Below are 25037 nucleotides of genomic sequence, written 5' to 3'. Positions count from 1 at the left end.
CGGTTTCACCAGTTTTTCGACATCCGAGAGGGCTGAATCGCTCCCATGGCGAAGATCCTGAAGTTCGACGAGGACGCCCGTCGCGCCCTTGAGCGCGGCGTCAACAAGCTTGCCGACACGGTGAAGGTGACGATCGGCCCGAAGGGTCGCAACGTCGTCATCGACAAGAAGTTCGGTGCCCCCACCATCACCAACGACGGTGTCACGATCGCCCGCGAGGTCGAGATCGAGGACCCGTACGAGAACCTCGGCGCCCAGCTCGTGAAGGAGGTGGCGACCAAGACCAACGACATCGCGGGTGACGGCACCACCACCGCCACCGTGCTCGCCCAGGCGCTGGTCCGCGAGGGCCTGAAGAACGTCGCCGCCGGTGCCTCCCCGGCCGCCCTGAAGAAGGGCATCGACGCCGCGGTCAAGGCCGTCTCCGACGAGCTGCTCGCGACCGCCCGTCCGATCGAGGACAAGTCCGACATCGCCGCCGTGGCCGCGCTCTCCGCGCAGGACCAGCAGGTCGGCGAGCTCATCGCCGAGGCGATGGACAAGGTCGGCAAGGACGGTGTCATCACCGTCGAGGAGTCCAACACCTTCGGTCTGGAGCTCGACTTCACCGAGGGCATGGCCTTCGACAAGGGTTACCTGTCCCCGTACATGGTGACCGACCAGGAGCGTATGGAGGCCGTCCTCGACGACCCGTACATCCTGATCCACCAGGGCAAGATCTCCTCGATCCAGGACCTCCTGCCGCTCCTCGAGAAGGTCATCCAGGCCGGCTCCTCCAAGCCGCTGCTGATCATCGCCGAGGACGTCGAGGGCGAGGCCCTGTCGACCCTGGTCGTCAACAAGATCCGTGGCACCTTCAACGCCGTGGCCGTCAAGGCCCCGGGCTTCGGCGACCGCCGCAAGGCGATGCTCGGCGACATGGCCACCCTCACCGGTGCCACCGTCATCGCCGAGGAGGTCGGCCTCAAGCTCGACCAGGCCGGTCTGGACGTGCTGGGCACCGCCCGCCGCGTGACCATCACCAAGGACGACACCACCATCGTCGACGGTGGCGGCAACTCCGAGGACGTCGCGGGCCGCGTCAACCAGATCAAGGCCGAGATCGAGTCCACCGACTCCGACTGGGACCGCGAGAAGCTCCAGGAGCGCCTCGCGAAGCTGGCCGGCGGCGTGTGCGTGATCAAGGTCGGCGCCGCCACCGAGGTGGAGCTGAAGGAGAAGAAGCACCGTCTGGAGGACGCCATCTCCGCGACCCGCGCCGCGGTCGAGGAGGGCATCGTCTCCGGTGGTGGCTCCGCTCTGGTCCACGCCGTCAAGGTCCTCGAGGGCAACCTCGACAAGACCGGCGACGAGGCCACGGGTGTCGCGGTCGTCCGCCGCGCCGCCGTCGAGCCGCTGCGCTGGATCGCCGAGAACGCCGGCCTCGAGGGCTACGTCATCACCTCGAAGGTGGCGGAGCTGGAGAAGGGCAACGGCTTCAACGCCGCGACCGGCGAGTACGGCGACCTGGTCAAGGCCGGCGTCATCGACCCGGTGAAGGTGACGCGCTCCGCGCTGGAGAACGCCGCCTCGATCGCCTCCCTCCTCCTCACCACCGAGACCCTCGTGGTGGAGAAGAAGGAAGAGGAGCCGGCGGACGCGGGCCACGGCCACGGTCACGGCCACTCGCACTGACGCACGCGCAACCCGTCACCGAGGTCCGGTGCCACCCTTCGCGGGGGCGCCGGGCCTCGGTGCTTTCCGGGGCCGGCGTGCTCTCCGGGCCTGGCGTGCTCTCCGGGGCCGGCGTGCTTGCCGGGCCTGGCGCCCGGCCGCCCGGGGATCCTGCCGCGGGGCCCTACGCCTCCGAGGCGTTCACGGCGCCCAGCTGCTCCATGAGGCCGAGCAGGTCGTACTGCCACCAACCCTCCGCGATCTTGCCGTCCTTCCTGAACTGGTGGATCGTCGTGCCGGTCATCGAGACCTTCGTGCGGGGCGTGGTGGGCATGAGCCCCATGAAGTCGCCCTTGTGCGTCGCCACCCAGGTCCACCGCGTGCACACCCGGTCGCCCTCGGCGATCTGGTCGTTGATGGTGAAGTCGAAGTCGAACCCGCCCCGCCACATCTCCACCTGACGCCGGATCGCGTCCATGCCGATGGTGTCCTGCTCGTTGGTCGGATCGTGGTCGTGATAGCCCTCCGTGAGGACCTCGTCGAGCGGCGGAAGCTCGCCGTCGGCGGCGAGGAGCTCGAAGAACCGCTGGGCGTTGCCCTTGTACAGCTGGATGTCCCGCACGATGTCCAGGTCGGTGAAGGTCGGCATCTCGTCACAGAGCGCGACCATCTCCCGGAAGATGCGGTCCGTCTCGGGGAGTTGGGAGTTGGTCATCGCCACCTCGTAGGAGGGGAACTCCACGATCTCCACGAGATGCTCCGAATCGGAGCGGTCCTTGCCGATGACGCTGTGACTGGCTGTCCGCTTGCCCTGGGTCTGCTCGACCCACTTGTCCATGAGCCGGTTCAGATCTTCGAACCGGCTGGTCTTGCAATCGATGATCTGTACGAAAGTCATGACACCTCCCGGACCGGGTGGGACCCTTCCAGTCTAGGTCCGCGGCCGTTCGGGCCCCCGCGCCGGATTGATCGAAAAAAGTTCGAATCGATCACTCGAATCGATCATGCGGGGTGGACGCCTCCGGGGGCCCCGCAGGACGACCGCACCCGCAGCCGCGGCAGCAGGCTCAGATGCCTCCGGGCCGACTCCTGACCGCCGGTCTCCGTCAGCCGTTCCACCAGCAGTTCCGTGGCGTGCCTGCCCACCTGGCGCTTGGGCGGGGCGACCGCCGTGAGCGGGGTGTCGGCGAGCGCCGCGACCTCGTCGTCGTACGCGATGAGGGCCAGGTCCTCCGGCACCTTCACGCCCAGCTCCGCCAGCCGCCGGACGATCTCGATCGCGTCCACGTCGTTGTGGACCACCGCCGCGCGGGCCCGGCCCGAGGTCACCGCCACGTGCAGCGCCCGCACCGCGGCCTCGAACCCCGCGGGATCCTGGTCGGCGGGTACGGAGTCGATCACCGGTCCGGGCGCCGTCAGGTCCAGGGCGACCAGCGCCTCCGCGTATCCGGCGCGCACCGCGAGGGCGGTCGGGCTGTCGCCCCGGGCGACCAGCAGCGGGGTGCCGCGGCCGAGGCCGAGCAGATGGCGCAGGGCGAGCAGGACGCCGTGGCCGTGGTCGGAGACCACCCGGTCCAGGGCGTCCAGCGGGCTGCCGGGATCGGCCCGCCGCTCCAGGAGCACGGCGGGTACGGGGAGTTCGGCGAGCCAGTCCCCGTACGCCGTCCGGTCCTCGGGGACCCGCCAGCCGGGCGCGACGAGCACGCCCTGGGCGCCGGCCGCGAGCAGGCCCTCGGTGCGCGCCCGGTCCTCCTCGGGCCGGTAGTCCGAGATCCGGAGGATCAGCCGGGCGCCGGTGTTCGCCGCCGCCTCGTGGGCTCCCCGGATGACCTCCGCGAAGTAGTACGTGGCCGAGGGCGCGAGCAGCCCCAGGACCAGGCCCTCGCCCGGGCGCCGGGCACCGGGGGTGCCGCCCGCCGGGCCCGGGGCCGCGTGCCGCTCCGGCCAGGAGACCTGTCCGTGCGCCCGGTCGAGGAGTCCCTTGGCGGCCAGGGCCTCGACGTCGCGGCGGGCGGTCACGGGGGAGACGCCGAGCCGGGCCGCGAGTTCGGCGACACGGGCCGTGCCGCCGTCACGGACCAGGGCCAGGAGTCGGTCGTGTCGTTCGGCGGCACTCTCGCGCACGGTGCATCCCCTCGCGTCCGGTCGGTCCGACCGCTCGTCGGTCCCGGGTCGGAGCCTACGCCAGAATGATCGAATAGAGGGAGTTTCGATCATTCGCTCTGATCCCATTGACGTTCGATCGGAGCCCGGCTCATGATTCCCGCGACGACGACCGACGACCGACGGCGACCGACGACGACGTCCGCCTCAGGGAGCATCATGCCCACGCCGCCCGAGAACCGTGAGCTCAGTCCGTTCACCGGCTGGACCCGCGCCCACTGGGAGGACGTCGCCGACCGCCTCCTGCTGGCCCTGCGGCCGTACGCCTCGCCCCGCAACGGCCTCGTCGGCCTTCCGGGCCCCCGGCCCAGCCTGTCCGGCGTCCGCTCCGACGGCCTCGAAGGCCATGCCCGTACGTTCCTGCTCGCCGCCCTCCGCGTGGCCGGCGCCCGCGGCGCGGACCCGCACGGCCACCTGGCCCGCTACGCCGAGGGCCTCGCCGCCGGCACGGAGGCGCCGGGCGGCTGGGGGCCCGAATCCTGGCCGCTCCTCACCGACGTGCGCCAGGCTCTCGTCGAATCCGCCTCCGTCGCCCTTGCCCTGCGGCTGACCCGCCCCTGGCTCTGGGACACCCTCGACGACCGCACCCGGCAGCAGGTCGCCGACTGGCTGCTGCCCGCCCTCGAACCGTCCCCGGTCGACAACAACTGGTGGCTCTTCGGTCTCACCGTCGCCGGTTTCCTCCAGGACGCCGGCATCGAGACGGACCGCGCGGCCGCCACGATCGACCGCGCCTCCGCCACCGTGCACCGCTCCCTCGACCGCATCGAGCGGTGGTACCTGGGAGACGGCTGGTACAGCGACGGCGACAATCGCGCCTTCGACCACTACAACGCCTGGGCCCTGCACTTCTACCCCGTCCTGCACGCCCACCTCTCCGGCGACCGGGACCTCCTCGACCGCTACGGCCCCCGCCTGCGCGCCCATCTGGACGACTACGTCCACCTCTTCGACGCGAACGGTGCCCCCGTCCCGTACGGACGCTCCCTGACCTACCGCTTCGCCGCGGCCGCGGCTCCCTGGCTCGGCGCCCTCACCGGGCACACACCGCTCACCCCGGGCGCCACCCGACGCCTCGCCTCCGGCTCGCTGCGGTACTTCCTCGACCGGGGCGCATGCGACGAACGCGGACTGCTCACGCTCGGCTGGCACGGCCCGTACGCGCCGGCCGTCCAGAGCTACTCGGGACCCGCCTCGCCCTACTGGGCGTCCAAGGGCTTCCTCGGTCTCCTGCTGCCCGCCGGCCACCCGGCCTGGACCGACCCGGAAGAACCCCTGCCCTCCGAGCGTGCCGACACCGTGCGCCCCGTCGCTCCGGCCGGGCTGCTCATCCACACCACCGCCGCCGACGGGGTCGTACGCCTCCACAACCACGGCAGCAACCACGTCCTCAGCGACCCGGCCGGCGAGGACGACTCCGGCTACGCCCGCTACGCGTACTCCTCCCGTACCGGCCCGACCGCTCCGCCCGACCACGCCGACAACCACTTCGCCCTGGTCGTCGAGGGCCGGATCACCCGGCGCGGCCCGGCGACCCCGGCCGGCACCGGCCCCGGCTGGGCAGCCTCGCTCCACGCCCCGCTCCCCGGGATCCGGGTCACCTCCGCGACCCTGGCCCACGGCCGCGCCGAGGTCCGCGCCCATCTCGTGCTCGGCGCCCCCGACGGAACGCCCGTCCGCCAGACCGGCTGGGCCACCACCCCCGGCGGACCCACGGCCCAACTGCACGCCGTCCACGGCTACCCGGGCGTCGCCGGGACCGTCGAACTCGCCACCGGCGCCACGCTCCAGGGCGGCCCGCACACCCGCACCGCCGCCCTGCACGGCACCACGGGCGGAGCCGGATCCCTCTTCGTCGCGCTCGCCTCCCTCACCGCCGAACCGGACCCGGACCCCGTCACGACCCTCGCCGCCGTCCGGGTCACCGGCCGCACGATCCAGGTGACCTGGCGGGACGGCACCGTGACGGCGATCGAACTGGACGCGAGCGAGGTGCGCGGAGCCTGAGGGCCGGAGGCGGGCGGGACCATGTGGGTGCCCGGCCCGCTACTTGGGGCCGTAGCTGCGTCCGGCCCTGGAGGAGACCCCGCCGAGCAGACCACGCGGCGTCAGCTTCACCACGCCCATCAGCGCCTTGTAGCGGGGATCGGGGATGGAGAGCGTCTTCCCGCGCGACAGATCGTGCAGCGCCGTGGCCACCAGCTTGTCCGCGTCGAGCCACATCCAGCCCGGGATGTTCTCCGTCCCCATCCCGGCCCGCTCGTGGAACTCCGTCCGTACGAAGCCCGGGCAGAGCGCCATGAGCCGTACGCCGCTGTCCGCCAGGTCGCGTGCCGCGCCCTGCGTGAACTGGACGACCCACGCCTTCGACGCCCCGTACGTCCCCCGCGGGACGAAGGCCGCCACCGAGGCCACGTTGACGACCCCGCCCCGGCCGCGGGCGCGCATGGACTCCGCCGCCGCCGACGTCAGCCGGAGCACCGCCTCGCAGTGGACGGTCAGCATCTTCAACTCGTCGGCCATGGAGACTTCCAGGAACCGGCCCTTGTTGCCGAAGCCCGCGTTGTTCACCAGCAGGTCCACCGGCTGCTTCGGATCGGAGAGCCGGGCCTCCACGGCCGCGATCCCCTTCTCCTCGGCCAGGTCCGCCGCCAGGACCTCGGCCTCGATGCCGTGCCGGTCGTGCAGTTCGGTCGCCTGCTCCCGCAGCCGCTTCACATCGCGGGCCACCAGCACGACGTCGTGTCCGTCCGCCGCCAGCCTCCGCGCGAAGGCGGCCCCGATACCCGCCGTCGCGCCTGTAATCAGTGCAGTCGTCATGGGCGGCACGTTAGTGCCCCGCGCCGGAACCCCCGCGATCAGGAGCCGGTGCCGTACTTCTCCGTGTGGGTACGGGCCAGTTCGAGCAGTTCGCCGTCCATCCACGCGGCGGCGGCCAGGGTGCGCGGCAGCAGCGAGCGCTCGGTCGTCACGGCCCGGTGCAGCAGCGAGACCGTGATGTCGTGGCCGGGCCGGCGGACGACCTCGACCGGGTCGCCGACCGTGAACGCGCCCGGCTCGATCACGCGCAGCAGGGCGCCGGGGCCCGCCGTCGACCCCATGAAGCGCCGCACCCACCCCTTCTCCCCGACGAAGCCCGCGAAGGTACGGCAGGGGATGCGGCCACCCGTCACCTCGAGGACCACCTCGGGGCCGACCCGCCAGCGCTCGCCGATCAGGGCCCCGTTCACGTCGAGCCCGAGCGTGGTGAGGTTCTCCCCGAAGGAGCCGTTGGCCAGCGGCCGGCCCAACTCGCGCTCCCAGGCGTCCATGTCCTCGCGGGCGAAGGCGGACACGGCGCGGTCGTTCCCGCCGTGGAAGCGGAGGTCGCACACGCTGTCCCCGGCGAGCCCGCTCGCCCCGACACCGCGCGGGCCCGGCGCCTCGACCCGTACCGGACCCTCCACCGGACGCTTGTCGATGCCGGTCGTCCCGGACGGGGCGTCCGTGTACCCCACGGCCATCGCCCGCCCGACATTCACGCTCAGAACCTTCATAACGGCACCATAAGTCCTTTCAAACCCAAAGTCGCCGAGAGGTATTCGCCTCCAAGCCCAAGCATCGCTTATGATCGAACCATGATCGAGGCCCGTCATCTCCGCGTCCTGCGCGCCGTCGCCGCGACCGGTTCCTTCTCCGCCGCCGCGCGCGAACTCGGCTGCACCCAGCCCGCGGTGAGCCAGCAGATGAAGGCGCTGGAGGGCTCCGCCGGTACGACCCTGCTCATCAGGACCGGTCGCGAGATGCGGCTCACGCAGGCGGGCGAGGCCCTGGTCCGGCACGCCTCGGGCATCCTCGCGGGGCTCACCGCCGCCGAGGAGGAGGTGGCCGCGATCGCCGGGCTGCGCGCCGGCCGCGTCCGGCTGGTCTCCTTCCCCAGCGGCAGCTCGACGCTGGTCCCGACCGCCCTCGCCGCCCTGCGCGCGGCGCACCCCGGCACGCGGGTCTCGCTCGTGGAGGCCGAGCCGCCGCGCTCGGTGGAGATGCTGCGCGAGGGCGACTGCGACGTGGCCCTGGCCTTCCGTTACGGAGCGGGTCCGGCCGAGTGGGACGACCTGATCGTCCGGCCGCTGCTCGCGGACCGCCTGGTGGGCCTCGTGCCCGAGGGGCACCGCCTCGCCGACGCCGACGCGGTCGGCATCGCCGAGCTGGCCGAGGAGTCCTGGATCGCGGGCTGCCCGCGCTGCCGGCGCCAGCTCGTGGAGGTCTGCGAGGAGGCCGGGTTCACCCCGCGCATCGACTTCGCGACCGACGACTACCCGGCCGTGGTCGGGCTCGTCGGCGCCGGCCTGGGCGTCGCGGTCCTGCCCCAGCTCGCCATCGAGTCCGTACGTCCCAAGGGTGCGCGGACCGTGGCCGTGGAGCCGGCCGTGGAGCGCGAGATCGTCGCCCTCACGCTGCCCGACCTCGCCAAGGTCCCGGCGGTCGCGGCGACCCTCGACGAACTGACCCGGGCGGCCGGACGCTGACGGCTCGCACGCCTGTGCCCCCGGGGCACGCGGCGCGGCCCCGTGGGGCCGGGACGGGCGCGGCCCTTCAGGATCAGCAGAAACGTTCCTTCATGCCTTCGGGTGATCAGAAGTTCAGGCGCGCCCCACGCCTGCCGAACCCGACGCCGTGGCCGAAGCCGTGATCAGGCGGTTGCGGGCGCGTCCCATGAGCTCTTCGCGTTCGTCCTCGGTGAGGCCGCCCCATACGCCGTAGGGCTCGCGTACGGCGAGTGCGTGTGCCGCGCACTCCGCGCGTACCGGGCACCGCATGCAGACCTCTTTCGCCGAGTTCTCGCGCGCACTCCGTGCCGCGCCACGCTCTCCCTCGGGGTGGAAGAACAGGGAACTGTCGACTCCGCGGCAGGCCGCGAGCAGCTGCCAGTCCCAAAGATCGGCGTTGGGTCCCGGAAGGCGGGAGAAATCTGCCATTGCGCTTGTCCCCTTGAAACCGTGTCGAACGGATTGGTGGGCGGGTGGATGGCTGATGTGCCGGGGGCCCTTCGCCCCCCGTGCTTCTCGCGTACCCGCTCCTGCGGGTTCGAGCCCGACAGTACAACTACTGTCTAAGTAGATGTAAATATGACTCATTGCGAATCTAGCCACAGACACCACAAAAAGGGAAGAAAACCCGCTAAATGGGGCATAGCTTCCAGTGAAGGACGGATGACCTGCGGCGCTCTCCTCCGCGCACGCTCCCTCACGTAGAGTGCCGAAGGCGGCCGTCCGACCCGTAACTCTTTCGAGTGACCATCGTTGAGAGTGCGGAGGCGGTTGAAGGAACAAGCGCTCGGGCAGGTGTCCGAAGCGTCAACCGCACAGGTGACGATACGTACCAGCCCTGGAGGCTCTAGGTGACGCGCATCAGCTGCGGAGGGCGGCCATGACATCCGTCCTCGTCTGCGACGACTCCCCGCTTGCCCGAGAGGCTCTTCGCCGTGCGGTCGCGACCGTGCCCGGCGTGGAGCGCGTGACCACCGCGGCCAACGGCGAGGAAGTCCTCCGCCGCTGGGGCGCGGACCGCTCGGACCTGATTCTGATGGACGTACGCATGCCCGGTCTGGGCGGCGTGGAGACCGTCCGCCGACTGCTGTCCGCCGACCCCGGCGCCCGCATCATCATGCTCACCGTCGCGGAGGACCTGGACGGTGTCGCGCTCGCGGTCGCCGCGGGCGCCCGTGGCTATCTGCACAAGGACGCCTCGCGCGCCGAGCTGCGGGCCACGGTCACCCAGGCCCTCGCCGACCCGACCTGGCGGCTCGCCCCGCGCCGGCTGCGGTCGGCCGAGATGGGCGCGGCGCCGACGCTCACCGCACGTGAGATCCAGGTGCTCGAAGGCATGAGCCACGGCCGGTCCAACGCGGAGATCGGACGCGAGCTCTTCCTCTCCGAGGACACCGTGAAGACGCACGCCCGGCGGCTGTTCAAGAAGCTGGGCGCATCGGACCGGGCGCACGCCGTCGCCCTCGGCTTCCGGTGGGGCCTGGTCCGCTAGGGCCTCTCGTGTGGATCTTGCCGGGCTCCGGCCTGATCCACACGGAAGACCCTGGCGACGACCGGCCGTTTCCCCGTCCGCCGGGTGCGGACGGGGCGGTAGCCCGGGGCCCCGCCACGGAGGCCGACGGGCCTCCGTCGCGGCGGCTTGTGTCACTTCCGCGCGGGATGCCGCATCCTTGAGATGTGGAGTTCCTCGGGGACGAGTCGATCGAGCGGAAGGGGAGGGCGCAGGAGATGACTTCCGGCGCACCTGCTCATAACGCTTCGGTGCACAACAACGGACGCGGTGCCGCGGACGCCGAGGCGTCAAGGCACCATGGAGCGATGCGCGACGACGAGACCATGGGATCCCCCATGCCCGTAGGGCCAGGGGAGATCGGTGCGCTCGTCCATCGCGCCGTCGAGGGTGACGAGCAGGCCACGCACGACCTTCTGGCGCGCGTGCATCCGCTGGCGCTGCGCTACTGCCGTACGCGCCTGAACCGGCTGCCCGGCGATGCCCGCCACTTCGTCGAGGACCTCGCGCAGGAGGTCTGCGTCGCCGTCCTGATGGCGCTGCCGCGCTACAAGGACACGGGCAGGCCCTTCGAGGCCTTCGTCTTCGCCATCGCCGGACACAAGGTCGCCGATCTGCAGCGGGCCGCGATGCGGCACCCGGGATCGACGGCCGTTCCCTCCGACGAGATGCCCGAACGGCCCGACGACTCCCTGGGCCCGGAGGAGCGAGCGCTGCTCAGCGACGATGCCGAATGGGCCAAGAAGCTGCTCGCCAATCTTCCGGAGAACCAGCGCGAGCTGCTGGTCCTGCGGGTGGCGGTCGGTCTCACGGCCGAGGAGACGGGCCAGATGCTCGGGATGTCCCCGGGGGCGGTACGGGTGGCGCAGCACCGCGCGCTCAGCCGCCTGCGGGCACTGGCCGAGCAGTAAGGGTCGGCGGGGGCCGGTGGCCCTCACGTATACGTACGAACGTCCAAAGCTGCTCTCTGATCTTGATCGTGGAATGAGACACCGTCGAGGCCCGTTAGCATGGACATCCGCACCGATCAAGGCCATTGGGGAAGGTGTCATGACTGTCAACGTCGACGGAGTGCCCGGTAAATTCGCGACACTCGGGCTGACCTACGACGACGTACTGCTGCTGCCGGGAGCATCCGAGGTGCTTCCCAACGCGGTCGACACCTCGTCCCGCATCTCGCGCAACGTCCGGGTCAACATCCCGCTGCTCTCCGCGGCGATGGACAAGGTGACCGAGTCGCGCATGGCGATCGCGATGGCCCGTCTGGGCGGCGTCGGCGTGCTGCACCGGAACCTGTCCGTCGAGGACCAGGTCAACCAGGTCGACCTCGTCAAGCGCTCCGAGTCCGGCATGGTCACGGACCCGATCACCGTGCACCCGGAGGCGACGCTCGCCGAGGCGGACGCCCTGTGCGCCAAGTTCCGCATCAGCGGTGTCCCGGTCACCAACCCGGACGGCAAGCTGCTCGGCATCGTGACCAACCGCGACATGGCCTTCGAGAGCGACCGCAGCCGCCAGGTCCGCGAGGTCATGACCCCGATGCCGCTGGTCACCGGCAAGGTCGGCATCTCCGGCGTCGACGCCATGGAGCTGCTGCGCCGCCACAAGATCGAGAAGCTGCCGCTGGTCGACGACGAGGGCGTGCTCAAGGGCCTCATCACCGTCAAGGACTTCGTCAAGGCGGAGAAGTACCCCAACGCCGCCAAGGACGCCGAGGGCCGCCTGCTCGTCGGTGCCGCCGTGGGCGCCAGCCCCGAGGCGCTGGAGCGCGCCCAGGCCCTCGCCGGCGCCGGTGTGGACTTCCTGGTCGTCGACACCTCGCACGGCCACAACAGCAACGCCCTGAGCTGGATGGCGAAGATCAAGTCGAGCGTGAACGTCGACGTGATCGGCGGCAACGTCGCCACGCGTGACGGCGCGCAGGCGCTGATCGACGCCGGTGTCGACGGCATCAAGGTCGGCGTCGGCCCGGGCTCCATCTGCACCACCCGCGTGGTCGCCGGCATCGGCGTCCCGCAGGTCACCGCCATCTACGAGGCCTCGCTCGCGGCCCGGCCCGCCGGTGTCCCGCTGATCGGCGACGGCGGTCTGCAGTACTCCGGCGACATCGGCAAGGCGCTGGCCGCCGGTGCCGACACGGTGATGCTCGGCAGCCTCCTCGCGGGCTGTGAGGAGTCGCCCGGCGAGCTGCTCTTCATCAACGGCAAGCAGTTCAAGTCGTACCGCGGCATGGGCTCGCTCGGCGCCATGCAGTCCCGCGGCCAGGGCCGGTCGTACTCGAAGGACCGCTACTTCCAGGCCGAGGTCGCCTCCGACGACAAGCTCGTGCCCGAGGGCGTCGAGGGCCAGGTCCCGTACCGCGGCCCGCTCTCCAACGTCCTGCACCAGCTCGTCGGCGGCCTCCGCCAGACCATGGGCTATGTGGGCGCGGCCACCGTCGCCGAGATGGAGTCCAAGGGCCGGTTCGTCCGGATCACCTCCGCGGGCCTCAAGGAGAGCCACCCGCACGACATCCAGATGACCGTCGAGGCGCCGAACTACAGCAGGAAGTAACACAGCGCGACGCGTGGGGCGGTTCCGGCATGTGGCCGGAGCCGCCCCACGCGCGTGTGTCGGGGATACTGGTAGGCGCAGACGTAGAGGGAAAGGCCACACATCGTGACTGAGATCGAGATCGGGCGCGGCAAGCGCGGCCGCAGGGCGTACGCGTTCGACGACATCGCCGTCGTTCCGAGCCGGCGCACCCGGGACCCGAAGGAGGTCTCGATCGCCTGGCAGATCGACGCCTACCGCTTCGAGCTCCCCTTCCTGGCCGCCCCCATGGACTCGGTCGTCTCGCCGCAGACCGCCATCCGGATCGGCGAGCTGGGCGGCCTGGGCGTGCTGAACCTCGAGGGCCTGTGGACCCGGTACGAGGACCCGCAGCCGCTGCTCGACGAGATCGCGGAGATGGACGAGTCCACCGCGACCCGCCGTCTGCAGGAGATCTACGCGGCTCCGATCAAGGAGGAGCTGATCGGGCAGCGCATCAAGGAGGTGCGCGACTCCGGCGTGGTCACCGCCGCCGCGCTCTCCCCGCAGCGCACCGCGCAGTTCTCCAAGGCCGTCGTCGACGCCGGCGTGGACATCTTCGTCATCCGCGGCACGACGGTCTCCGCCGAGCACGTCTCGGGCGCGGCCGAGCCGCTGAACCTCAAGCAGTTCATCTACGAGCTCGACGTCCCGGTCATCGTCGGCGGCTGCGCCACGTACACCGCGGCCCTGCACCTGATGCGCACCGGCGCGGCGGGCGTCCTGGTGGGCTTCGGCGGCGGCGCCGCCCACACCACGCGCAACGTGCTCGGCATCCAGGTCCCGATGGCGACCGCGGTCGCCGACGTGGCCGCGGCCCGTCGTGACTACATGGACGAGTCCGGCGGCCGGTACGTCCACGTGATCGCGGACGGCGGTGTGGGCTGGTCGGGCGACCTGCCGAAGGCGATCGCCTGCGGTGCCGACTCGGTCATGATCGGCTCCCCGCTGGCCCGCGCCACGGACGCGCCGGGCAAGGGGCACCACTGGGGCATGGAGGCCGTCCACGAGGACGTGCCGCGCGGCAAGCTGGTCGACCTGGGCATCGTCGGCACGACCGAGGAGATCCTCACCGGTCCGTCGCACACCCCGGACGGCTCGATGAACTTCTTCGGCGCGCTGCGCCGGGCGATGGCGACGACGGGCTACAGCGAGCTCAAGGAGTTCCAGCGCGTCGAGGTCACGGTCGCCGACTCGCAGCACAAGCGCTGACGCCGGTCCGTTCCGTACGCGAAAAGGGGCCCCGCACCACTCGGTGCGGGGCCCCTTTCGCGTACGGGGCGTTACTGGGAGGCCTTCTTCGAGCCCGCGAACGCGGCGAACGCGGCCAGCGCGAAGAACAGGAACGTCATGAAGTCCTTGCTCTGGCTCCAGACCTCGGTCACGAGGTCGAACTGCTCGACGAACATGTCCGTCGCGGAGACGTTCAGCTCCTTGCCGAGGATGATCGCGATCGCCAGGAGCTGGCCGGCGTAGACGGCCCCGAGGGACAGCACGGCGCCGGCCACCGGCAGGGCGGGGTTACGGCCGCCGACCTTGCCGGCGGCGAAGCCGACGAGGAAGCCGACACCCACGGCGGCATAGCCGATCTCCCGGTCGACGGCCCCGGCGAGGCCGCCGTAGAGACCCGCGCCGACGAGAGCCGCGACCAGGGCGGCGACGAGGCCGAGGGCCACGTTGTCGCGTGCGGGCGCCGGCGGCGGGGCGGCCGGGTACGGGGTGGGCGCGGCGCCTTCGGCGAAGGGGTTGCCGGGCGGCGGAACGGGCTGAGACATGGTGCTGATCCCCCCAGGGACACGGGCGCACGGATGTGCGATCAAGAGCCCGGAGAGTAACAGCCCGCTCCGACACCGCGCCCGCGGGTTTCAGAGGCGGTGGGCGGCGCCCGCCGGGGTGGCGCCGCGGGTGTCGAGGAGGAGTTGCGCCTTGACCGCCAGGCCCTGGAGGTCGTAGGTGCGGTGGTGCTGCAGAAGGACCGTCAGGTCGGCGTGGGCAGCGGCCTCGTAGAGGGAGTCGGCGCGGGGGACCGGGACGTCGCGGACGCGCCAGTCGGGGACGTGCGGGTCGTGGTAGCTGACGACGGCTCCCAGGTCCATCAGGCGGCGCGCGATCTCGTCGGCGGGGGAGCCCTCCCGGTCGGCGAGATCGGGTTTGTACGTGATGCCGAGCAGAAGGACCCGGGCTCCGCGGGCCGACTTGCCGTGCTCGTTGAGCAGGGTCGCGGAGCGCTGGATGACGTACTGCGGCATGCGCTCGTTGACCTGGGTGGCCAGTTCGACCATCCGGAGCGGGCGGTGGGTGCCCAGGCGCTCGACGGGGGCGCCGTGGCCGCCGACACCGGGGCCGGGGCGGAAGGCCTGGAAGCCGAAGGGCTTGGTCTCGGCGCAGCGGATGACGTCCCACAGGTCGACGCCGAGTTCGTGGCAGAGCACCGCCATCTCGTTGACGAGCGCGATGTTGACGTGCCGGAAGTTGGTCTCCAGGAGCTTGACCGTCTCGGCCTCGCGCGGGCCTCGCGCGCGGACGACCTTGTCGGTGAGCCGGCCGTAGAAGGCGGCGGCGGACTCCGTGCAGGCCGGAGTGAGGCCGCCGATGACCTTGGGCGTGCCGGCGAAGCCGTGCGCGCGGTTTCCGGGATCCAGCCGGCCGGGTGAGTACGCGAGGTGGAAGTCGCGGCCCGCGCGCAGCCCGGAGCCCTCCTCCAGGACGTCCCTCAGCACACCTTCGGTGGTGCCGGGGTGGACGGGGGATTCGAGCAGGACGGTCGTGTGGGGCCGCAGCCTCGCGGCGAGGGCGCGCGCGGCGTCGACGACGGCCGTGACGTCGAGGGTCCGGTCGGGGCCGAGCGCGGTCGGGGCGCAGATGACGGCCGTACGGACCCGGCCGAGTTCGGCCGGGTTGGTGGTCGGCCGGAAGCCCCCCGAGAGCATCCGGCGGATCTCCGACGCGGTGAGCGAGCCGTCGACGGGCGGACGCCCGGCGGCGAGTTCGGCGACGGGCCGGGCGTCGGTGTCGTAGCCGATGGTGTCGACGCCGGCGGCGATCGCGGCCTGGGCGAGGGGGAGTCCGAGGTGGCCGAGGCCGATGACGGCGAGATCAGCGGGCATGAGGGTGGGCCGTCCTTCCCAATAGCCGGAGGGGACGAGACGCGCAAGCCCGGTGGACAGAACGGGGCGAGCGCAATGTCAGACTAGGCGTAAATATGACCGATATGCCGCATTGCGTGGTCAAAGGTCGCCGAGTGTTATCCACAGGCGGTGGCTGAAGTCCGAGGGCCGGGACAGAATCAAGTCTGTGAGCCCGATCACGCAGGGGGACGACGGGAGGCAGCGGTGAGGACAGCGACACTGGGACCGGCCGAGCGCGCCGAGGCGCTGGCCGGCATGGCCGAGCGTGAACTGGACGTACTGGTCATCGGCGCCGGCGTGGTCGGCGCCGGGACGGCGCTCGACGCGGTCACGAGAGGACTCTCGACCGGCCTCGTGGAGGCCCGCGACTGGGCATCCGGTACCTCCAGCCGCTCCAGCAAGCTGATCCACGGGGGCCTGCGCTATCTGGAGATGCTGGACTTCGCGCTGGTGCGGGAGGCGCTGAAGGAGCGCGGCCTGCTCCTGGAGCGGCTGGCGCCCCATCTGGTGAAGCCCGTCCCCTTCCTCTATCCCCTGCAGCACAAGGGCTGGGAGCGGTTCTACGCGGGCTCGGGCGTCGCGCTGTACGACGCGATGTCCCTCTCCTCGGGCCACGGCCGTGGACTGCCGGTCCACCGCCACCTCTCCCGGCGCAACGCCCTGCGGGTGGCCCCCTGTCTGAAGAAGGACGCCCTGGTCGGCGCCCTGCAGTACTACGACGCCCAGATGGACGACGCCCGCTTCGTCACCACACTGGTCCGTACGGCCGCGAGTTACGGAGCGAAGGCCGCGAGCCGGGCCCGGGTGATCGGATTCCTCCGTGAGGGTGAACGGGTCGTGGGCGCCCGGGTCCAGGACGTCGAGACGGGCGGGGAGTACTCGATCCGCGCGAAGCAGCTCGTCAACGCGACCGGTGTGTGGACGGACGACACCCAGGCGCTCATCGGGGAGCGCGGCCAGTTCCACGTGCGGGCGTCGAAGGGCATCCACCTGGTCGTGCCCAAGGACCGGATCCACTCGAGCAGCGGACTGATCCTGCGCACCGAGAAGTCCGTGCTGTTCGTGATCCCGTGGGGACGGCACTGGATCGTCGGCACCACGGACACCGACTGGGACCTGGACAAGGCGCACCCGGCTGCGTCCAGCGCCGACATCGACTACCTCCTGGAGCATGTGAACAGCGTCCTGGCGACGCCGCTCACCAGGGACGACGTCGAGGGCGTGTACGCGGGCCTGCGGCCGCTGCTGGCGGGCGAGTCGGACGCCACGAGCAAGCTCTCGCGCGAACACACCGTCGCCCACCCGGCGCCCGGCCTCGTCGTGGTGGCCGGCGGGAAGTACACCACCTACCGGGTGATGGCCAAGGACGCCGTGGACGAAGCCGTGCACGGGCTCGACCAGCGGGTCGCCGCCTGTGTCACCGAGGACGTCCCGCTCCTGGGCGCCGAGGGCTACAGGGCCCTGTGGAACGCCCGGGCGAGGACCGCGGCCCGGACGGGACTCCATGTCGTTCGGGTGGAGCATCTGCTCAACCGGTACGGCTCGATGACCGAGGAGCTCCTGGAGCTCATCGCCGCCGACCCCGGCCTCGCCGAACCCCTCGCGGGCGCGGAGGACTATCTGCGTGCCGAGATCGTCTACGCGGCCTCGCACGAGGGCGCCCGGCACCTGGACGACGTCCTGACCCGGCGCACCCGGATCTCCATCGAGACCTTCGACCGGGGGACGCGCAGCGCCCGGGAGTGCGCCGAACTGATGGCGCCCGTGCTGGGCTGGGACGCCCACCAGATCGAGAAGGAGGTGGAGCACTACGAGAAGCGGGTCGAGGCGGAGCGCGAGTCGCAGCGGCAGCCCGACGACCTGACGGCGGACGCGGCACGGCTCGGCGCGCCCGACATCGTGCCGATCTGACCCGCCCGACCGGGTTCGCCGCGCACCGGGGGCGAACTCGGCGTCGGGGAGGGGACGTTGGGAGGCGTCTGCGGCATCCTGTTCGTACGGGTACGGAACCCGAGGGGGATGCTTCGGCGTCGGGTGCCATGACGGCAGCGCTTTCCCGCGGAGCCCTCTTCTCGGAGTGCGGACCCCGGGGCGGGATCGGTCCCGGGGTGAGAGACAATGGGCTCTCTTCCAGGGCGGGTTACCGCACGCGAGGGAAGCGGCAGACGCGGGCGAAGATCAGGATCGCAGAGGGGACGCATGTCGGAGGCGGAGCAGTCGCGGGACACGGCGCGGGACCCTCGGCGGGACGCCGGCGCGGGTGCCGGAACCGACGGCGACCGGGGTGTGGTTCCCGCGGCACGTGAGGCGGAGCCGGACGTGAAGTCCGGCGCGGAACGGGCCGGGACGGCCGGTCCGTCCGGGGCGGGCACGTCCGGGGCGGGCACGTCCGGTGGGGCGGAGAAGGCCGGGTCGGAGAAGGCCGGGGCGTCCGCGGCGGAGACGCCTTCCGGGGCCGACAAGGCGCCGGGGGCGGCGACGCCGGCGGCCTCCGAGCCGTCGGACGCGGCGCCGTCCGACGCCCGGCCGTCCGGAGGCGCGCGTGGCGGTGCCGGGCGGGTCGAGGCCGAGCCGGCCGACGCCGTGCCCGGGGCGAGGCCGAAGGCCGAGGCTCCCAAGCTCAGGAAGCCCGCCGCCGGCGGGCGTTCCGGGGCGCCGGAGCGTGCCGGAGCGACGGCCGAGGGCCGGCTGCTCGCCGGGCGGTACCGGCTCGACGGCGTCCTCGGACGCGGCGGCATGGGCACCGTGTGGCGCGCGGTCGACGAGACCCTCGGTCGCACCGTCGCCGTCAAGGAGCTGCGCTTCCCCAACAGCATCGACGAGGACGAGAAGCGACGCCTCATCACCCGGACCCTGCGCGAGGCGAAGGCCATCGCGCGGATCCGTAACAACGGCGCCGTGACCGTCTACGACGTCGTCGACGAGGACGACCGGCCGTGGATCGTCATGGAGCTCATCGAGGGCAAGTCCCTCGCCGACGCCGTCCGTGAGGACGGCACGCTCACCCCGCACCGCGCCGCCGAGGTCGGTCTCGCGATCCTCGACGTGCTGCGATCGGCGCACCGGCAGGGCATCCTGCACCGCGACGTGAAGCCGTCCAACGTGCTGATCGCCGAGGACGGCCGCGTCGTCCTCACCGACTTCGGCATCGCGCAGGTCGAGGGTGACCCCTCGATTACCTCCACCGGCATGCTCGTCGGAGCGCCCTCGTACATCTCGCCCGAGCGGGCCCGTGGCCACAAGCCCGGCCCGGCCGCCGACATGTGGTCGCTGGGCGGACTGCTGTACGCGAGCGTCGAGGGCAGCCCGCCGTACGACAAGGGTTCCGCGATCGCGACGCTCACCGCCGTGATGACCGAGCCCGTCGACCCGCCGAAGAACGCGGGGCCGCTCCTGGAGAAGGTCATCTACGGCCTGCTCGTCAAGGACCCGGACCAGCGCCTCGACGACGCCGGAGCGCGCCTGCTGCTCAGGGCCGTGCTCGACGCGCCCGCGCCCGTACCGGTCGTGGAGCCCGAGCCGTCGCCCGAGGCGACCCGGGTCGTGCCGCTGCCCCCGGTTCCGCCGGAGCCGTCGGAGCGTCCGGCGTCCGCGCCGAAGGAGAAGACCGCGGAGGCGGCCGAACGGATGCGCGGCGCGCTGAAGTCGGTTCGGAACGCGGCCGCCTCGGTCCGGTCCGAGTCCAGGCCCCGGCCCGAGCCGCTGCAGGGCGGGAACAGGCCGGCGCAGCCGCGTGCCTCGCTCACCGACGTCGTACCGCGCCGCACGCTGATCATCATCGCGGGGATCGTGGTCCTCGCCCTGCTCGGCACGATCCTCGCCATCTCCCTCGGTGGCGGTGAGGACGACAAGGGCGGCAACGCGGGCAAGGGCTCCGGCACGGCGGCCTCGGCCGGGGCCTCGGCCGGCGACAGCGGCACCCAGGGCAAGGGCGAGAAGCCGAACGACTCCGGTCAGCAGGGCGGCGAGCAGCCGACCGGCTCGGGTTCGGACTCCGGCTCGGGCTCGGGTTCGGGTTCGGGCGGGCAGAGCGGCAAGCCCTCGGGGACGCCGAGCGCCGGCGCTCCCGGGGCGCAGCTCCCCGCCGGGTACGTCATGGTGACCAACAAGCAGTTCCACTTCGTCATGGCGATGCCGTCGACGTTCAAGCTCAACGGCATAGCGGGCCGGAGCTCGGGCGGGATCTTCAACGCCGGCGGCGGATACCCGCGCGTCCAGGTCGACTACAACGGCAGCCCGAAGGACGACGCGGCCTCGGCGTGGGCCGCGGCCGTGGCCGGTGTCTCGGCGAGCAGCAACGGCTACCGCCACATCGGCATCAAGTCCGTCTCGTACAAGGGGTACCCGACGGTCGCCGACTGGGAGTTCGAGCGCAACGAGAAGGGCATGCGCGTCCGGATACTGAACCGGGGCTTCAAGGTGGACGCCACGCACGGCTACTCGATCATGGTCAGCTGCAAGGCGGACGAGTGGAACGCCTCCGCGTGCAAGACGCTGCGGGACACCGCGTTCGCCACGTTCAGCCCCAAGGACTGACCGGCGCCACGTATCGTGAGAGGACGTGGACCGTACGCAGCCGAAAAGCATCGTCAACTGTACGGGCCAGGACCGGAATTGACGGTTTCGCGCATTCCGTGCGATTCGTGAGCTGAACGGGATCCGTGCGACCCGGGGGACAGCGCGCTCGGTGGGGAGGCGTCGTGGACGACTACGCGGGAAGGGTGCTCGCCGACCGCTATCGCCTGCCCGTGCCGCCGCAGGACGCGTACGAACTCGTCGAGACCCGTGCCTTCGACACCTACAGCGGCCAGGAGGTCCTGGTCCACCAGGTGCCCCTGCCCGAGGTGATCGACGCCGAGGTCGTCGACGAGGACGGCACCGGATTCACCCCGCACCGCCCCGACTCCGGCCGGGCGACCCGGCGGCCCGCCGACCCCGCGGTGCGGCGCGCCGTCGAGGCGGCGCAGGCCGCCGCCCAGATCCCGGACCACCCCCTGCTCGACCAGGTCTTCGACGTGTTCGCGGAGGCCGGTTCGCTCTGGATAGTGAGCGAACTGATCGCGGCGAGGCCGCTGGCGGCGCTCCTCGCCGAGCGCCCGCTGAGCCCGTACCGCGCCGCGGAGATCGGCTCCGACGTCCTCACCGCCCTGCGGGCCCTGCACGCGCACGGCTGGACCCACCGGAACATCACCCCGCGCACCGTGCTCGTCTGCGACGACGGACGGGTGCTCCTGACCGGGCTCGCGGCGGGCGCGGCGGAGGAGGCCCTGTGCGGCTACGCCCCGGTGCCGCTCGCCGAGGACGACGAGCCGGGCCACGACGGCGGTGGCCACAACGGCGGCGGCCACGACGGCGGTGGCCACACCGGCGGCGATCCGGAGGGCCGCGCGGAGGAGTACGCCGGGGGGTACGAGCGCGGGTACGCGCAGCAGTACCCGCAGGAGTACGGGGACGAGGACGGACCGGGCGGAGCCCGTACCGGTACGGACGAGGACGAGGGGGCGCCCGAGGCGGGCGGACCGGTGGCACGGCCCGAACTCCCCGCGGGCGGCACCCCGCCTGCCACGGACGTCCGGGCGGCCCGCGCGGGCGCCATCGCCGCGTACCGGGCGGGGGCCCGCGCCGCGGCGCACATCGGCGAGACCGGAGCCGCCGTACCCGTACAGCGCCCGGCGCCCGAGCCCGCCCCAGGGGCGGACGCGCGGGCCGCCCACGACCCGGAGCCGCCCGCCGCCCTCCCGGCGCCCCCCGTGCCCGTCCCCGCGCAGGGACTCGGACCGGAGCCGCACTGGTGGTCCCAGACCGGCGACGACGAGGACGAGGACGACACGGACGACGAGTACCCGGCCCCGTACCGCAGGGGGTACGGAGACGAAGGCGGCGGACCGCCCCGCGCGTTGCTCGCCGGTACCTGGAGCGACGGCCCGCACGCCTCGCGCGACTCCTCCGGACCCGTCCCCGCGGGCGGCGGCAGCGCGCTGCCCGCCCTCCCCGCCGGCTACACCCCGGCGCCCGTCCCCGAGCGCGCCCCCGTACCCGCACCCGCCTCCGGCGGCTGGGACGGCCCGGCCGAAGCGGGCGCTTCCACGGCCGTCCACCGCGGCCCGGCGACCCGGCTCGCCGCGGAACGGGCCCGCCAGGCACGGATCGCCGTCGTCGGCGCGGTCACCGAGCGCTGGGCGCCCGAGCAGGCGGGACCGGTCCACGAGAACTGGCGCCTGGCTCCGCCCATCGGCCCCGCCACCGACCTCTGGGCGCTCGGCGCGCTCCTCTACCGGGCCGTCCAGGGCCACGCCCCGTACCCCGAGGACAGCGCCGCCGAACTCGTCCAGCTGGTCTGCGCTGAGCCCCCGGCCTTCGCCGAGGAGTGCGGGCCGCTGCGCCCGGTCGTCGAGTCCCTGCTGCGCCAGGACCCCACGGAGCGGCCCGACTTCGAGGAGCTGCGCGGCTGGCTGCGCTCGCTCGTACGGTCCGCCCCCGAGCCCGAGGCGGGGGTGGGGATCGTCCCGCTGCCGTCCGTGGACGCGACACGGCTGCCCGTCGTCCGGCGCCGCGGCGAGCTGGTGCGCAGGCGCCGTGGAGGAGCGGCGGGGGGCCGTCACCGGCACCGCAAGGGCAGGCGCCACGAGGAACTGCCCGCCCCCGACACGTCCCAGGCGGCGGTACGCCATGAGCCCGTGCGGCGGGACCGGTCCGGGCCGCGCCATGAGCCCGGGCAGCGGCAGCCGCGCCAGGAGTTCGCCCAGGAGCACTTCCACGAGGAGCTGCCCCAGCGTGCCCCCCGTGAGCCGCGCCCGCCCCGTGCGCCGCGCGGCGCGGGCGGAGCGGGCCGTTCCCCCCGCTCCCTCGGCCTGACGCTCCTGCTCCTGGTCCTGCTTCTGCTCGTCGGGGCCGTCGCGTACGCCGTGCTGTTCCTGCCCGAGGACGGCGCGGACGGCGGCAGCCCCGCCGCCCACACCGGTACGCCCACCACCGCGCCACGGTCCCCGCGGCCCGCCGAGCCGAGCGCCGGACAGAGCAGCAGGCCCGGCACCACGCCCGGCACCGCGAAGACGACCCCGCCGGCCGCCACCCCGAGCACCCCCGCCCTCGCCGCCGGGTACACCGTCGCCAAGGACCCGGAGGGCTTCGAGGTCGGTGTCGCCAAGGGCTGGCGCCGCAGTCCGATCAACGACGCCGGGCAAGTCCGCTACACCGGAGGCGATTTCACCCTGATCGTCGTGCCCGGCCGGGACACCGTGCAGGCCAACGGCTCGGACCCGATGGCGTACCAGCGCACCAAGGAGCGCGAGCTGCAGCCGTGGCGGGACTCCAGCTGGTCCGGCGCCACCGGGCTGCGCCGGATCGACGTGGGGCAGCAGTCCATGGCGGTCGGCCAGTTCACCTGGCAGGACAGCACGGGCCGTGACGTCTTCGTCCGCAACCTCGCCCTGATCGAGGACGGCCGCTACCACGTCGTCCAGGTCATCGGTCCGGAGAGCGAACGGGACAAGGTGTCCGAGATCTACGACCAGGCGGTGAAGGTCTACCGCGCCACACGCTGACCGGGCCCGGCCGACCGCGGGAAACGGGGGCCTTTCGGTCACGTGTACAGGCACCCGTCGGTCACGGTGAGGTTCCTTTGCCAGCCCCGAGGTTCCGTCTTCCGTGCCCCCCTCCGTAACCTGGCATCCGAAGGAACAGGCGGGGGACAGTGGAACATTCTCAGGGTGCGGAAACGGGCGCGGGTCTTCTGCTCGCCGGACGGTACCGGCTGGGCGAGGCGATCGGCCGCGGCGGCATGGGCAAGGTCTGGCGGGCGCACGACGAAGTACTGCACCGGGTGGTGGCGGTCAAGGAGTTGACGGCCGGTCGGTTCGTGGCCGAGGCCGACCGCCTCGTCCTGCACGCCCGTACGCAGAAGGAGGCCCGCGCCGCCGCCCGGATCACCCATCCGGGCGTGGTCACCGTGCACGACGTCCTGGAGCACGACGACCGCCCGTGGATCGTCATGCAGTACGTCGACGGGCCCTCGCTCGCGGACGCCGCGAAGGAGGCCGGCACGATCGAGGCCGGCGAGGCGGCCAGGATCGGACTCCACGTCCTCGGGGCCCTGCGCGCCGCGCACGCGGCCGGAGTGCTGCACCGGGACGTCAAGCCCGGCAACGTCCTGCTGGCCCGCGACGGACGGGTCCTGCTCACCGACTTCGGCATCGCGGCCATCGAGGGCGACTCGACGATCACCCGGACCGGTGAACTCGTCGGTTCCATCGACTACCTGGCGCCGGAGCGGGTGCGCGGCGGCGACCCCGGCCCGGCCTCCGACCTCTGGTCGCTGGGCGCGACGCTGTACACGGCGGTGGAGGGGACCTCGCCGTTCCGGCGGACCTCGCCGATCAGCACCATGCAGGCGGTGGTGACGGAGGAGCCGCCGCATCCGGCGAAGGCGGGCGCGCTCGCCCCCGTGATCGTCGCGCTGCTCCGCAAGGACCCGGCGGAGCGGCCGCGCGCCGACGAGGCGGGGCGGATGCTGCTCGATGCCATGGAAGGCCGTACGCCCCAGGCGGCGCAGGCTTACGTTCCGACGCGGCGGGTGGGGCAGGAGGAGCTGGCCTCGGCGACCGCCCCGCTCCACGCCCAGGAATCCCCGACGCCGACGGCCACCCCCCTCCCGACGTCCGTCGCCCCGGCCGTCGCCACCCCCGCGTCCGCCTCCGGCGCCACGCCGGGATCCACCTCCACCTCCACCGCCGCACCCGCGGCCGGACTTCCCGCGCCCAAGGGCCGCGGCCGGTGGCGTCAGGCGGTCCTGACGGCCGTTCTCGCAGCCCTCGTGGCCGGTGGAGCCGTCTTCGCCGCCATGAACTACTCCGGCGGGGACGGCGGCAAGGGCGGGGGCGGCAAGGGCGGGGACGCCGGCCGCAGCACGCAGCCCGAGGTGACGAAGGCCGCCCAGGGAGCCCTGCCGGCCGGCTGGCACCGCGTCGAGGACCCCAAGGGATTCAGTCTGGCGGTGCCCGACGGCTGGAAGCGCCGCCTGAACGGCGACAACGTCGACTACACGCCGGACAACGGCCGCCACCGGATCCGGATCAGCATCGACCGCACGCCCGACTTCGAGAACCCGTACATGCACGCGCTGGACCTGGAGAAGACGGTGAAGAGCCGGGCCGAGTACGCCCGCGTCCAGCTGAACCAGAACACCTACCGCGACCAGGTCCGGTCCGCGCTGTGGGAGTTCACCTGGCAGGAGAAGGCGAACTTCCCGGGTCCGAGGCACGCGATCGACCAGATGTACTTCGGGGACGACGGCACGGAGTACGCCCTGTACATGGCCTCTCCGGAGTCGAGCTGGGAGACCACCCGCGAGCAGTTCGACATCGTTGTGCAGCACTGGCGGGCACCGGGCGAGCACACGGGCTGAGAACCCGGGAAACGGCGCTCCCAGCCGACCGTAAGCCGCTGATCAGGGCTTATGTGCCAGTGATCGCTGGCGTGATTGTG

18 protein-coding genes are annotated in these 25037 nt (G+C 72.3%); 11 read left to right on the top strand and 7 right to left on the bottom strand.

Annotated features, from left to right (window positions below; translation table 11 throughout):
- The first annotated feature begins 45 nt into the window (after positions 1 to 45).
- Entirely contained in the window at positions 46 to 1674 is a 1629-nt protein-coding gene (gene groL / locus ACFVGW_RS25875) for a chaperonin GroEL (RefSeq protein WP_362362052.1), read from the top strand.
- 163 nt (positions 1675 to 1837) lie between these two features.
- On the opposite strand, the gene ACFVGW_RS25870 is transcribed toward groL, so the two are convergent.
- Positions 1838 to 2551 carry an ester cyclase gene (locus ACFVGW_RS25870; protein WP_385853652.1) on the bottom strand — a complete coding sequence of 238 codons (714 nt, stop codon included), beginning with the start codon at positions 2549 to 2551 and terminating at the stop codon, positions 1838 to 1840.
- Positions 2552 to 2655: 104 nt separating this feature from the next.
- Positions 2656 to 3777: a substrate-binding domain-containing protein gene (locus ACFVGW_RS25865; protein ID WP_385853651.1), complete on the bottom strand. Its 1122-nt coding sequence runs from the start codon at positions 3775 to 3777 to the stop codon at positions 2656 to 2658.
- A gap of 198 nt (positions 3778 to 3975) precedes the next feature.
- Here ACFVGW_RS25865 and ACFVGW_RS25860 point away from each other — a divergent pair, with 198 nt between their 5' ends.
- A complete protein-coding gene (locus ACFVGW_RS25860; RefSeq protein ID WP_385853650.1) occupies positions 3976 to 5823 on the top strand; it encodes a DUF2264 domain-containing protein in 1848 nt (615 codons plus the stop codon).
- 39 nt (positions 5824 to 5862) lie between these two features.
- Here ACFVGW_RS25860 and ACFVGW_RS25855 read toward each other — a convergent pair whose 3' ends face one another.
- Together ACFVGW_RS25855 and ACFVGW_RS25850 are read right to left on the bottom strand one after the other, a co-directional pair.
- On the bottom strand, positions 5863 to 6636 hold the full coding sequence (locus ACFVGW_RS25855; RefSeq protein WP_352188426.1) for an SDR family oxidoreductase: 774 nt from the start codon (positions 6634 to 6636) through the stop codon (positions 5863 to 5865).
- Between the two features lie 38 nt (positions 6637 to 6674).
- Positions 6675 to 7352, bottom strand: coding sequence for an MOSC domain-containing protein (locus ACFVGW_RS25850; protein ID WP_385853649.1), 678 nt, complete (start codon positions 7350 to 7352; stop codon positions 6675 to 6677).
- An 81-nt stretch (positions 7353 to 7433) separates the two neighbouring features.
- Between ACFVGW_RS25850 and ACFVGW_RS25845 the strand changes: the two genes are divergently transcribed.
- The gene (locus ACFVGW_RS25845; RefSeq protein WP_385853648.1) at positions 7434 to 8324 is read left to right on the top strand and encodes a LysR family transcriptional regulator; all 891 of its coding nucleotides are present in this window, start codon (positions 7434 to 7436) and stop codon (positions 8322 to 8324) included.
- Between the two features lie 114 nt (positions 8325 to 8438).
- Here ACFVGW_RS25845 and ACFVGW_RS25840 read toward each other — a convergent pair whose 3' ends face one another.
- Complete coding sequence (locus tag ACFVGW_RS25840; RefSeq protein ID WP_352188429.1) at positions 8439 to 8774, bottom strand: WhiB family transcriptional regulator; 336 nt, start codon at positions 8772 to 8774, stop codon at positions 8439 to 8441.
- Positions 8775 to 9225: 451 nt separating this feature from the next.
- On the opposite strand from ACFVGW_RS25840, the gene ACFVGW_RS25835 reads away from it, so the two are divergent.
- From ACFVGW_RS25835 to ACFVGW_RS25820, 4 genes are all read left to right on the top strand, one after another.
- Positions 9226 to 9837: a response regulator transcription factor gene (locus ACFVGW_RS25835; protein WP_003948568.1), complete on the top strand. Its 612-nt coding sequence runs from the start codon at positions 9226 to 9228 to the stop codon at positions 9835 to 9837.
- A 326-nt stretch (positions 9838 to 10163) separates the two neighbouring features.
- Positions 10164 to 10766, top strand: a complete 603-nt coding sequence (locus ACFVGW_RS25830) for a sigma-70 family RNA polymerase sigma factor (protein ID WP_352188430.1) — start codon at positions 10164 to 10166, stop codon at positions 10764 to 10766.
- Between the two features lie 139 nt (positions 10767 to 10905).
- Positions 10906 to 12408: an IMP dehydrogenase gene (gene guaB, locus ACFVGW_RS25825; RefSeq protein WP_260229349.1), complete on the top strand. Its 1503-nt coding sequence runs from the start codon at positions 10906 to 10908 to the stop codon at positions 12406 to 12408.
- Between the two features lie 105 nt (positions 12409 to 12513).
- On the top strand, positions 12514 to 13638 hold the full coding sequence (locus tag ACFVGW_RS25820) for a GuaB3 family IMP dehydrogenase-related protein (protein ID WP_361596371.1): 1125 nt from the start codon (positions 12514 to 12516) through the stop codon (positions 13636 to 13638).
- Between the two features lie 71 nt (positions 13639 to 13709).
- Here ACFVGW_RS25820 and ACFVGW_RS25815 read toward each other — a convergent pair whose 3' ends face one another.
- Positions 13710 to 14201, bottom strand: coding sequence for a hypothetical protein (locus ACFVGW_RS25815; RefSeq protein WP_385853647.1), 492 nt, complete (start codon positions 14199 to 14201; stop codon positions 13710 to 13712).
- A 90-nt stretch (positions 14202 to 14291) separates the two neighbouring features.
- A complete protein-coding gene (locus ACFVGW_RS25810) occupies positions 14292 to 15533 on the bottom strand; it encodes a nucleotide sugar dehydrogenase (RefSeq protein WP_385853646.1) in 1242 nt (413 codons plus the stop codon).
- 225 nt (positions 15534 to 15758) lie between these two features.
- Here ACFVGW_RS25810 and ACFVGW_RS25805 point away from each other — a divergent pair, with 225 nt between their 5' ends.
- The 4 genes from ACFVGW_RS25805 (at position 15759) to ACFVGW_RS25790 (ending at position 24957) form a co-directional block, all read left to right on the top strand.
- Positions 15759 to 17465: an FAD-dependent oxidoreductase gene (locus ACFVGW_RS25805; RefSeq protein WP_385853645.1), complete on the top strand. Its 1707-nt coding sequence runs from the start codon at positions 15759 to 15761 to the stop codon at positions 17463 to 17465.
- Positions 17466 to 17753: 288 nt separating this feature from the next.
- The gene (locus tag ACFVGW_RS25800) at positions 17754 to 20090 is read left to right on the top strand and encodes a protein kinase (protein WP_385853644.1); all 2337 of its coding nucleotides are present in this window, start codon (positions 17754 to 17756) and stop codon (positions 20088 to 20090) included.
- Positions 20091 to 20254: 164 nt separating this feature from the next.
- Entirely contained in the window at positions 20255 to 23098 is a 2844-nt protein-coding gene (locus tag ACFVGW_RS25795) for a serine/threonine protein kinase (protein WP_385853643.1), read from the top strand.
- A gap of 149 nt (positions 23099 to 23247) precedes the next feature.
- The gene (locus ACFVGW_RS25790) at positions 23248 to 24957 is read left to right on the top strand and encodes a serine/threonine-protein kinase (protein WP_385853642.1); all 1710 of its coding nucleotides are present in this window, start codon (positions 23248 to 23250) and stop codon (positions 24955 to 24957) included.
- Positions 24958 to 25037: the final 80 nt, after the last annotated feature.

It is taken from the genome of Streptomyces sp. NPDC127129, assembly GCF_042671585.1.
In the GTDB taxonomy this organism is placed as follows: domain Bacteria; phylum Actinomycetota; class Actinomycetes; order Streptomycetales; family Streptomycetaceae; genus Streptomyces.
Note: the sequence above shows the minus strand (reverse complement) of the source record. Positions and strands in the feature narration are given on the sequence as shown.

Bases quoted from the DNA above. Each gene is read 5' to 3' on its own strand.
- groL (WP_362362052.1), top strand. From the start codon at position 46: ATGGCGAAGATCCTGAAGTTCGACGAGGACGCCCGTCGCGCCCTTGAG.
- ACFVGW_RS25870 (WP_385853652.1), bottom strand. From the start codon at position 2,551: ATGACTTTCGTACAGATCATCGATTGCAAGACCAGCCGGTTCGAAGAT.
- ACFVGW_RS25815 (WP_385853647.1), bottom strand. From the start codon at position 14,201: ATGTCTCAGCCCGTTCCGCCGCCCGGCAACCCCTTCGCCGAAGGCGCC.
- ACFVGW_RS25840 (WP_352188429.1), bottom strand. From the start codon at position 8,774: ATGGCAGATTTCTCCCGCCTTCCGGGACCCAACGCCGATCTTTGGGAC.
- ACFVGW_RS25850 (WP_385853649.1), bottom strand. From the start codon at position 7,352: ATGAAGGTTCTGAGCGTGAATGTCGGGCGGGCGATGGCCGTGGGGTAC.
- ACFVGW_RS25830 (WP_352188430.1), top strand. From the start codon at position 10,164: ATGCGCGACGACGAGACCATGGGATCCCCCATGCCCGTAGGGCCAGGG.
- ACFVGW_RS25860 (WP_385853650.1), top strand. From the start codon at position 3,976: ATGCCCACGCCGCCCGAGAACCGTGAGCTCAGTCCGTTCACCGGCTGG.
- ACFVGW_RS25810 (WP_385853646.1), bottom strand. From the start codon at position 15,533: ATGCCCGCTGATCTCGCCGTCATCGGCCTCGGCCACCTCGGACTCCCC.
- ACFVGW_RS25800 (WP_385853644.1), top strand. From the start codon at position 17,754: ATGTCGGAGGCGGAGCAGTCGCGGGACACGGCGCGGGACCCTCGGCGG.
- guaB (WP_260229349.1), top strand. From the start codon at position 10,906: ATGACTGTCAACGTCGACGGAGTGCCCGGTAAATTCGCGACACTCGGG.
- ACFVGW_RS25835 (WP_003948568.1), top strand. From the start codon at position 9,226: ATGACATCCGTCCTCGTCTGCGACGACTCCCCGCTTGCCCGAGAGGCT.
- ACFVGW_RS25855 (WP_352188426.1), bottom strand. From the start codon at position 6,636: ATGACGACTGCACTGATTACAGGCGCGACGGCGGGTATCGGGGCCGCC.
- ACFVGW_RS25845 (WP_385853648.1), top strand. From the start codon at position 7,434: ATGATCGAGGCCCGTCATCTCCGCGTCCTGCGCGCCGTCGCCGCGACC.